At 67.4% G+C, this 8,657-nt stretch carries 11 protein-coding genes; 5 read left to right on the forward strand and 6 right to left on the reverse strand.

Annotation, left to right across the window (positions count from 1 at the left end; all coding sequences use genetic code 11):
* The 5 genes from fxlM to G6048_RS44850 form a co-directional block, all read right to left on the reverse strand.
* The coding region (gene fxlM / locus G6048_RS44830) for a methyltransferase, FxLD system (RefSeq protein WP_165345377.1) at window positions 1–1,266 on the reverse strand (1,266 nt) is incomplete at its 3' end.
* A 342-nt stretch (window positions 1,267–1,608) separates the two neighbouring features.
* Window positions 1,609–2,304, reverse strand: coding sequence for a hypothetical protein (locus tag G6048_RS44835; RefSeq protein ID WP_235991086.1), 696 nt, complete (start codon window positions 2,302–2,304; stop codon window positions 1,609–1,611).
* Window positions 2,305–2,332: 28 nt separating this feature from the next.
* On the reverse strand, window positions 2,333–2,731 hold the full coding sequence (locus G6048_RS44840; protein WP_165345378.1) for a DUF6415 family natural product biosynthesis protein: 399 nt from the start codon (window positions 2,729–2,731) through the stop codon (window positions 2,333–2,335).
* Window positions 2,732–3,202: an ATP-binding protein gene (locus tag G6048_RS44845; RefSeq protein WP_235991087.1), complete on the reverse strand. Its 471-nt coding sequence runs from the start codon at window positions 3,200–3,202 to the stop codon at window positions 2,732–2,734. It abuts the gene before it with no gap.
* A complete protein-coding gene (locus G6048_RS44850) occupies window positions 3,199–4,002 on the reverse strand; it encodes a TauD/TfdA family dioxygenase (RefSeq protein ID WP_165345379.1) in 804 nt (267 codons plus the stop codon). The genes G6048_RS44845 and G6048_RS44850 overlap by 4 nt, the downstream gene beginning before the upstream one ends.
* A 168-nt stretch (window positions 4,003–4,170) precedes the next feature.
* On the opposite strand from G6048_RS44850, the gene G6048_RS44855 reads away from it, so the two are divergent.
* The 3 genes from G6048_RS44855 to G6048_RS44865 all read left to right on the forward strand — a co-directional run bounded on the left by G6048_RS44855 (window position 4,171) and on the right by G6048_RS44865 (window position 7,194).
* Window positions 4,171–4,590: an NUDIX hydrolase gene (locus G6048_RS44855; RefSeq protein WP_165345380.1), complete on the forward strand. Its 420-nt coding sequence runs from the start codon at window positions 4,171–4,173 to the stop codon at window positions 4,588–4,590.
* Between the two features lie 6 nt (window positions 4,591–4,596).
* A complete protein-coding gene (locus G6048_RS49015; RefSeq protein ID WP_206342920.1) occupies window positions 4,597–5,760 on the forward strand; it encodes a helix-turn-helix domain-containing protein in 1,164 nt (387 codons plus the stop codon).
* A gap of 192 nt (window positions 5,761–5,952) precedes the next feature.
* Window positions 5,953–7,194 (forward strand): helix-turn-helix transcriptional regulator, encoded by a 1,242-nt coding sequence (locus tag G6048_RS44865; RefSeq protein WP_165345381.1) that lies wholly within the window; start codon window positions 5,953–5,955, stop codon window positions 7,192–7,194.
* A 67-nt stretch (window positions 7,195–7,261) separates the two neighbouring features.
* On the opposite strand, the gene cutA is transcribed toward G6048_RS44865, so the two are convergent.
* The gene (gene cutA, locus G6048_RS44870; RefSeq protein ID WP_165345382.1) at window positions 7,262–7,588 is read right to left on the reverse strand and encodes a divalent-cation tolerance protein CutA; all 327 of its coding nucleotides are present in this window, start codon (window positions 7,586–7,588) and stop codon (window positions 7,262–7,264) included.
* A 44-nt stretch (window positions 7,589–7,632) separates the two neighbouring features.
* Here cutA and G6048_RS44875 point away from each other — a divergent pair, with 44 nt between their 5' ends.
* Together G6048_RS44875 and G6048_RS44880 are read left to right on the forward strand one after the other, a co-directional pair.
* Window positions 7,633–7,980: a hypothetical protein gene (locus G6048_RS44875; protein WP_165345383.1), complete on the forward strand. Its 348-nt coding sequence runs from the start codon at window positions 7,633–7,635 to the stop codon at window positions 7,978–7,980.
* 355 nt (window positions 7,981–8,335) lie between these two features.
* On the forward strand, window positions 8,336–8,657 hold a 322-nt coding region (locus G6048_RS44880), incomplete at its 3' end, for an NAD(P)-binding protein (RefSeq protein WP_165345384.1).

An 8,657-nucleotide genomic window follows, 5' to 3' on the forward strand; every position in this document is an offset into this window, starting at 1 on the left:
GCGGCCGGAAGGGTCGTCGCTGGACAGGCATGACCTGTCAAACTCCCCGGAGCGATCCAGGGGAGAATCTCCCAGATACATCCGGGAGAGAACTTCAATGGAGCGCGTTCGTCCCAGCCGAGGGGCGGCGGGACCTGGCAGGTACCGGAACGTCGCGGCTCCTCGGCGGCGGTGGTCGTGGGCCCAGCGGCGGAGCAGACTCGCGTACGCGTCCGCGAGGGCTTCGGCCTGCGGGCCGTGGGCGATCACGCCGCTCTCGTAGCCGCCGGTCTCCTCGTTCTCGCGGCGGGTGCGGTAGGCGATGCTGTCCTCGCTGACGAGGGCGGGTACGCCGAGCCGGGCTGAGGCTTCGACGAGTCCGCGCTCGATGGCCTCCTTGTCCGCGTGCAGCCGGGCGACGCTGGACAGGTTGAGCGTGAGGTACAGGTCCAGCTCGTCGGGCAGGTCGTAGGCGGCGCCCGACCAGCGCTCCAGCCGGGGGGTGTCCAAGGCGTGGTTCAGGGCCTGGGCGTTGAGGGGCACCCGTACGTCGTCGGTCTGCACGACGACGCCGTCCCGCAGCATCGCCTTGCGTTCCTCGGCGGCGCCTTCGCCCTGCATGGGTACGAAGTGCGCCAGGCCGTAGGAGCGGCTGATCAGGCCGTCACCGTCGCGGTCGAAGGCGATCGAGCGGGTCGTGCCGCACACCGCCAGCGGGACGACGAGCCGACCCTTCTCGGCGAGTCCGCCGATCCACGACGGGGGGATGTCCCACGCGGCCGCGGTGACGATGATCCGGTCGTACGGAGCGCCGTCGGGGACGCCGCACTCGCCATCGGCGACGACCGTCTTCACCTGGGTGTACCCGGCTTCGTCCAGGCACAGGCGGGCACGGTCGATGATGTCGCGGTCGATGTCGACGGTGGTGACTTCGCCGCCGGGGCCCACGAGTTCCCGGAGGTACGCGGCGTTGACGCCACCGGAGCCGACCTCCAGGACCTTCATGCCGGGCTCGATGCCGGCCTGCTCCAGCATCACGGCCTGGAGGTGCGCGGCGGACATGACGCTGAGGACCAGGCCATGCTCGTCCTTCTTGACCGGCACGGTGCGGTGGAGGTCGTAGGCGAGGCCCAGGGGTGCTTCAGGTGCGAACCGGTGCCGGGGAACTGCCGCGAAGGCGGCGGCGACAGGCTCGGACGTGATCGCGTCCTGGTCACGGAGTGCGCGGACCATATCTGCACGCAGCGCGTCGGGATCGCGAACAGTCGAGTCATCAATAGCAGCCATCCGATTACCTAATTTCTGTTGGGGTTTTGGGGCTTTCCGTCCGGCAGCCTCAGCCTGGGGTGAAGAGCTAACCGGGGCGCCATACCTTGAGAACGGCTTGGCGCCGCTGGTCGGTGTGGCCGTCGGAGTTCGGCTGAATAGCGGTCTCAGAGATCCTCACTGCCGTTCTCCTTCCTCTCGTTGAACCGGTCGTGTGGGGAGAAGAAGTCCAGTAGGAGGAGGGGCTCCTCCTCACACGTCTCGTCCGGCACCGAGCCGTACTCGCAGGTCCGGCTGCCGGGTTGTGCACCCGCCCGTTATCGGCGACCGTCACGCAACCGGTGACGGGCGGGCAGTCTGTGGTCAGGGGCGTGCGCGCAGGGTTCCGGCGGCAGAAATGAGGTCATCCAGGTCGACGACGGTGACGCCTCGTAGCTCGCGCACGAGCTGCGTGGCCAGGAACCATGGGGTCAATCGCCGCTTTCTGTACGGCAGCGGGGTTCTTGCGGACTCGCTGTCGAACTCGACGGGCTCAGGTCGTCCGTCGGGGCCGGCGCGGTAGAGCGTCCCGATCACTCCGTACAGCCGTGGGAGCCGGACCCGGAGTGCCACGGCTCCGGCCCGCACAAGGTGTCCGCATTCCTCGACTGCGGCCTTCGCGTGCTCCAGACACAGGGGTGGCTGAGCTGTGAGGTGCCCGTCCCAGCTGTCCGTGGACCTGTCGTCTTGCTGCGTGGCCAGGAACAGGTATCCCAGCTCGGTGCGGCTGGGCTGCTGCACGCACACCTGGCATCGCAGTTCTTCCATGCACTCCCGCTGCCGCGAAGGGTGCACGTCCCGCCACCGCGGTCTTCCGGTGAGCTCGTTGCCGTAGCGGGACTGGGAACAGCGTGCCCAGAGCACGCCTCGCTCGTCTCGGTCGCCTGGCCCTTCGTTCAGGTAGAACAATCCCTTACCGCCGGGCCGCAGGCTCAGGTTCGACAGCGAGTCGGCCTGTTCGCCTTGGCGGGCGGTGATGTACGGCACGAGGCGACCGGCTGGAACGGGCATGCTGGTCATGGAGTTGCCTCCCTCGACGTAGCGCGCGTCATGAGGCGGTATCTCCCATCAGGTCGAGAATCGCGAGGATGGCCAGGGCGAGCCGTCGGAGATGGCCCGGTGCGTCATCGGGGTGGGGGTGCTCGGCGCTCAGGTAGATCAGGCGCCGCATCTCGTCGACCGGGTATGGCTGCACGAGGTACGGAACGATCTCCACGAACGTGGTGGTCGCCTTGCGGAACCGCGCCGCGAGGACCGTGCCCAGATCCGGGGCAGGGTGGCCGTACTCGCCGAGTACGGCCTCCAGGTCGTCGTACAGCTGCTCGTCGATCGCCTCGCTGGCAAGGGAGCGGCGAAGGCCGTACAGGACCACGCCCAGCGTCGTGTGATCGTTGGAGGCTCCCTGGCTCAGCAACTGCACGGCGACGTCAGCCGTGACTGCGACCATTTACGATCTGCCATCGGGGATCGCAAGGGAGCACCACGTCATGGTGCCGTCGGGGCTCACGCCCCACTCCTTCGCGACGGCTGCGACGAGGAAAAGGCCACGGCCGTTCTCGTCGGCCACGCCGGCGGAACGCAGCCGGGCCGGAGTCGCGGTGCCGTCGGTCACTTCGATGCGCAGTTCATAGGCGGAGCGTCGCACCCTGAGTCCGACCGGTCTTCCCTTGCCGTGCTTGATGGCGTTGGTGACCAACTCGGAGACGACGAGCGTGGCGTCGTCGGTCAGCATCGTCAGGTCCCAGTGACGCAGCTGGGCTCTTGTGATCCGTCTCATCTGCCCAGTGCGGTTGTCAGCCGGGAGGAAGTCGACCTCGAAGCCGCTCTCGACTGCCGGGTCCCAGGCTGAGGCAGCAAGGGCAACAGACCTGGTGGTCGTCATCGCTCCCGTGGCGAGAGTGATGGTTCGCTCCGTCATCGTCCCGCCTCCGAGAGCAAGGGTGTACGGACGGGGGTGGGGGCGGGAACGAACCCCCGCGGCATGGGCAACAGTGGCTGGCCCAGGGCACGCCAGAAGAGCCGATCACCGGTGAAGGCACGTCGTGCATGCAGCCAGCGTTCGTTGTCCAGCAGGTAGCCCTGGCCGGGGGCCAGGGGGAGACGCGCCTGATGACGTATGGCTGCGGCCCGCAGTTGCGGGAGGTAGGGCTGAACGATCGGGTTCCAGCGCGCCAGCCCGTCGAACCGCAGACGAACGGACACCCTCAGATCGTCGTGCACGGTGAACACCTGTGTGGCGTGGCCGTCGCCGGCGCCGAAGAACGCGGTGCGGGGTTGTGCCAGCGCAACTCCGGCGTCCCTTTCACCAGTGAAGAGATCGGAATGCACGGACTGCCCGTCGGTGAGCAGGCACTCCCCACCGGTCACGGCAGCTTGCCCGCACACAAGGAGCATCAGACGGGGCGGACTGGGTGTGCCGGAGCGTTCAGTGTGCGGTTCGAGGGGGCCGTTGCCGAAGCCGGCAAAGCCCGCCCGATGCGCGTCGCGTCGGGTGTCGCGGATGGTGGTGAGGCCGTCCGGGTCACTGTCGCGGTGCGGCACCAGATTCATGATCCGGGTGGCAAAGGCGAGCACGGCAGTGCGCGAGGCGAGACCGTCGACAGTGACCAGGCCTGTGTCCCGCAGCCGCCCCGCGATCTGCTCTTCCGCTCCCGGCACGGTGAGGTCGATACGGTTGCGCACGAAGACGTCGGCGTACGGCTGATGAACTCGGCGCATCACGGATCTCCTTCGCGGCCATGTGGTGCTTCCACTGTTCGGCGCTGCTGGGTCGGGGGTAAAGCGACAGATTGTCGACTCGGGCAATTCGCCCACGCCCAACTCGCGGCACGGGCCGCGTGCTACGTTCCGACCACCCCCGGCCGTACGTGCAATCCGAGGAGAGCGATGGCGTACACGCCCCCCACCTGGCCCGTCTCCGTCAAGGGCGTGGCCGTGGACAGCCGCCAGCGCGTACTGCTGCTGAAGAACGAACGCGAGGAGTGGGAGCTGCCCGGAGGCCGACTCGAACCCTCCGATGGCACACCGGAGTTGGCAGTGGAGAGGGAGATCGAGGAGGAGACCGGCTGGGCGGTCAAAGCCGGCCCTCTCCTGGACGTGTGGATCTACCAGCCTCTGCCCGTGACCATGCCGGACCGGCGAGTCGTGATCGTCACCTACGGCTGCGCCGTCCTCACCCCGGACAAGGCCCCCGTGGTGAGTCACGAGCACAAGCAGCTCGGCATGTTCACCGCCGACGAAGTGCCTGACCTGACCATGCCGGACGGATACAAGCAGTCCATCGCCGCCTGGTACGCACGGATGTGACCGACCATGGACAGCGCGATGGTGGCACGGCGCTCGCAACACACCCTGTGGCACTGGGCAACCCCACAGGCCGAGGCAGTCCTCGCCACCCGTGATCTCGGGGCCATCCTGCGCTTCCACCGCGCCGTGCACGGCATGAATCAGTCCGAACTCGGTCGGCTCCTCGGCTACGACAAGACGTACATCTCGCTCCTCGAACTGGGCAAACGGAGCCTCGAAGATGTCAGCTCCCGCCGGCACATCGCCGAGGCCCTGCGTCTGCCTCCGCACGTCGTCGGCGTCACCGATCCCGCGGACACCGACCACCGCGCCATGCTCCAGTTCGGCGAGTCCACCGTCCGCCTCGCCGAGATCGCCCGACAGTCGGGACACGCCTCCGAAGCGGTCGCCGAGCTGTGGCCCCTGGTCGCCCGGCTCGAAGCGCGAATGGAGGACGGGCACACGGAACGAGATGTCCTGCACCTCTTGGCCCGAGCCCGTGTCGGCCTCGGAGTCGCCCTGGGCAACGTCCTGCCAGAGGAACGACTGAGCACCGCCGCCCGCTGGACCGCAAAGAGCATCGACATCGCCCGCTACTTCGGCGACCAGACCTTCAACTCCTACGTGTTGCGCATGCACGGCAACGAACTGCGCAAGGCCCGCCTCCACGGTGCCGCCGTCGACCGCCTGCAGCACGCAGCTGCCGTCGCTCCGCACCACGAGGCGCAGGCAGCCGTACTTCCGCTCCTCGCTCGCGCGGCCGGCGCCCTCCGGAACCAGCCCCTCTTCGACGAGGCGATGCGCGAGACGAACCGGCTCCTTGACGAGACCGAACACACGTCGTTGTTCAACCCCTACGCCCTGCACGAGATCCGGTTGCGAGGGCTGATGGCCACTGGAAGAACCGACATCGCCATACAACTGGTCGAGCAGGGCAGTCCTGTACCGACGACCACCGTCGCCCCTCAGTGGCGCGTGATCGAGCTCATCACCGTGGCCCAAGTACGGCTGGCCGCCGACGACTGCGGCGGCGCCGCGCAGTCTCTGCACACCGCCGTCGACGAAGCTGTCCGCCAGCGCCTTCCCCACCAGTTGCAGCGCATCGTGCGCGCGGCGCACCACCGGCTGCCGGAGATCAGGGAAGTCGCAGACCATGCCCTGGACCGGATTCGGCAAGAGATGGCCGCCTAACTTGATCTCGTCCCGGAGCAGCACCGGCTGGCTTCGGTCGCCCGACTTGAGGAACGTGGTCATGGGCCCATCGCACCGCGCCACGAAGCCGTCTACCAGGGGAATCCAGAGGGGGAAAAATCTGTCAAGGGGGGAAATCCAGGGGGGAATTGGGGCCATGATTGGATTCCGCCCACGACAGAGGTCACACTCATGCCAGATCCGTTCGCCGAACTGTTGCTCCGGCTCCGGAGGGACGCAGGCCGGACGCAGGAGCAGCAGGCAGACGCGATCAACGCTGTCTCCGGCCGGGACACCATGACCCGCCGGGAGGTCAGCCGCTATGAGAAGTTCGAGAACGTCCCTACGAACCACACACTCGCTCACATCGCAGCGGCCTCCGGCGTCCCCTTCGAAGAACTACTGCGGGAGGCCAAGGCCGCCCGTGCCCGACGGAGGAGGGGGAACGTCCGTGCAGAGGAGGACCAGGACGACGTGAAGCGCCGCAAGCTGCTGGGCAGCGCCGCCATCGGCGTAAGCGCGGCTGCCGAGCCCTGGGGCCGGCTCGCTTTCGCTCTCAGCAAGGGCTCCCGCATCGACACGCCAGCTGCGGTCGCGCTCATCAACCGAGCTGCTGACCTGCACGTCCAGGAACTCAATCTCAGTGCCCGCCGCCTGCAGAGCGCCGTTGAGTCGCACCTTGACGCGATCACCGCGGCCCTGCCTCACGCTGGCGAGCACGAACGGGCGCTCACCATCGCCGCCGGGGAAACCGCTGCCCTTGCCGGATGGGTGGCCTGGGACCTGGGCGAGTACGACAAGGCGGGCGCCTATTACGACGTCACGACTGAGTGCGCGGCGAAGGCCGGGCATCCTCCCCTCAGAGCCCTGGCCCTCACTTACGCCAGCTACGGGGCTCCGACACCGAAGAGGAAGCTGGAACTCCTGTCCCAAGCCTCCCAGGATGTGCGCGGCCACGGCAACGCCACGGCCGCAGCCTGGGTCCTCGGAAGGCACGCGGAGGAAGCTGCCGCGGTCGGCGACGAGACGAGGGCGCTGCGTGCGCTTGACCGAGCACGCTTCGCTTACGACTTCGCGGATCACACCAGCGAACAGGCATGGGTCCGCTTCGTGACGCCGTACCGGATGGATTCGTTGGCCCTTTCCGTGTACGGGCAGTTGGGGCGATCCGAACTCACCGTCGCGGCCGATACCGCGGTCGACCGTCTCGGGGACGAACTACCGGATGGCGGCGTCGTAGTCCTCGGTGATCTCGGCTCGGCCCTGCTGCGCGGAGGCGACGTCGAACAAGGCGTCTACGTATCGCGCCAGTTCACGGCCGCGTCACAAACCAAGCCCAACACGATGGGCAAGGAACGCGCCGCGCAAATCGCCGCGTGGCTCCCCGACAGTGAGCGGGAACTCGCCCATCATTTGCGGCAGTTCGCGTCCTGAATCGATCCCCTCGTTCAGTACACGGGCGAGCTCAGGACACGAGCGCCGTCGCGCGACACGTCGCTCGTCAGTCCCGCGTTGTCTCCTCAACAACCCACGACAGGTACGCCTCCGACCCGCCGGTCACAGGCAGCGCGATCCACTGAGGGACGTCATACGGGTGCTTCTCGGACAGCCATGCCTCCAGCCGCGGGAGGCAGTCTGTCGTCGTCATGTACGAGATACGCCACTCCTGCGCCGTCTCGACCTCGTTCTTCCACCAGTAGACGGCGGTGATCGGCGCGTCGATGTGAACGCCCGCTGCCAACTTGCTCTCAACCGCGCCCCGTGCCAGCGCCCTTGCCTGGTCCTCGTTGTCGATGGTCGTCTGCGCGATCACAATCTCGTTGGCCATGCAACTACCTCCCCAGCTCGGTGTACCCCGACCCTACCCAGCACGTGGCTTGCCCCACGCAGGCCCTGATCACCGAGGACTTGCCCGAGGTCACACCGTCGCAGCCACTCCCGTCCGCGCTCCTGCAGACGGGAATGGCCGCGGTGGGCCCGCCTGTTGAGGTCGTCCTGGTAGACAACGGGGCGGCGTGGCTCCCTGGGGAGCTCCTCGGGCGCCTGTTCGTCGACATGTGCCCAAGTGACGCTGCGGATTGCATCACGAACGGTGTTGTAGGGAAGACCGTTTCTCGTGGCGAGATAACGGTCAGCCGACTCGACCAGCTCCAGGGCGAGATCGGGCAGATGGGCGGCGTTCGAGGCGTCGACGACCGCGTCGTACGGCAGGTCCGGTAAAGCAGCCACAGGATGTGACCGCCGGTTGCATTTGTCCGTTGACAGCGAAGTCAATCGGCCGGATGGCGCTGACCTGCATCGACTGGATTGGGTGGCAAAGCGACGCAGGGGTTGAGGTCTCCGGTCATCGCCGACTGCCGCAGGGACAACTGGATATGGCGTTCCCAGTTTCTGACGCACCGTGATGCGCGCGGTCGTCTCCGTCTGTGGACGTTGACCGCGTACGTCGTGTCCTGGGGCCGTGCTCGTTCAGCTTCTGATGCCTCAGGTACCGGAGGGCGCCCTGGGCATGGAGGTCCGCAACCGGGATGATGAGCGAGCTGGACACGGCGATCGCCATGGGGAGTGACAGCTGATGAGAGCGTGTGTGGTCGGGGCCGGTCCCGGGGGAATTGTCACCGCCAAGGTGCTGTTGGAGAACGGCTTCGATGTCACGGTCTTCGACAAGTACCAGCAGGTCGGCGGGATCTGGTCGGCAGCGGGCTGCTACGACGGGCTGGCCAACCAGTCCGCGCTCCGCGTCTTCGAGTTCGCCGACCTGCCCAACCGCTTGCACTTCGCCGGCGCGGTGGACACACAACGCTACCTGGAGAAGTACGCCGAGACCTTCGGTGTGCTGGACCGCGTCCGCCTCGGCACCGAGGTGATCTCCATCCGGCCCGTGGAGGGGCCTGGGC

It is taken from the genome of Streptomyces ureilyticus (genome assembly GCF_011045025.1).
Taxonomy (GTDB): domain Bacteria; phylum Actinomycetota; class Actinomycetes; order Streptomycetales; family Streptomycetaceae; genus Streptomyces; species Streptomyces ureilyticus.

Excerpts from the sequence above, each read along its gene's own strand:
- G6048_RS44835 (WP_235991086.1), bottom strand. The coding sequence starts at position 2,304 with ATGACCAGCATGCCCGTTCCAGCCGGTCGCCTCGTGCCGTACATCACC.
- G6048_RS44840 (WP_165345378.1), bottom strand. The coding sequence starts at position 2,731 with ATGGTCGCAGTCACGGCTGACGTCGCCGTGCAGTTGCTGAGCCAGGGA.
- G6048_RS44845 (WP_235991087.1), bottom strand. The coding sequence starts at position 3,202 with ATGACGGAGCGAACCATCACTCTCGCCACGGGAGCGATGACGACCACC.
- G6048_RS44850 (WP_165345379.1), bottom strand. The coding sequence starts at position 4,002 with ATGCGCCGAGTTCATCAGCCGTACGCCGACGTCTTCGTGCGCAACCGT.
- G6048_RS44855 (WP_165345380.1), top strand. The coding sequence starts at position 4,171 with ATGGCGTACACGCCCCCCACCTGGCCCGTCTCCGTCAAGGGCGTGGCC.
- G6048_RS49015 (WP_206342920.1), top strand. The coding sequence starts at position 4,597 with ATGGACAGCGCGATGGTGGCACGGCGCTCGCAACACACCCTGTGGCAC.
- G6048_RS44865 (WP_165345381.1), top strand. The coding sequence starts at position 5,953 with ATGCCAGATCCGTTCGCCGAACTGTTGCTCCGGCTCCGGAGGGACGCA.
- cutA (WP_165345382.1), bottom strand. The coding sequence starts at position 7,588 with ATGGCCAACGAGATTGTGATCGCGCAGACGACCATCGACAACGAGGAC.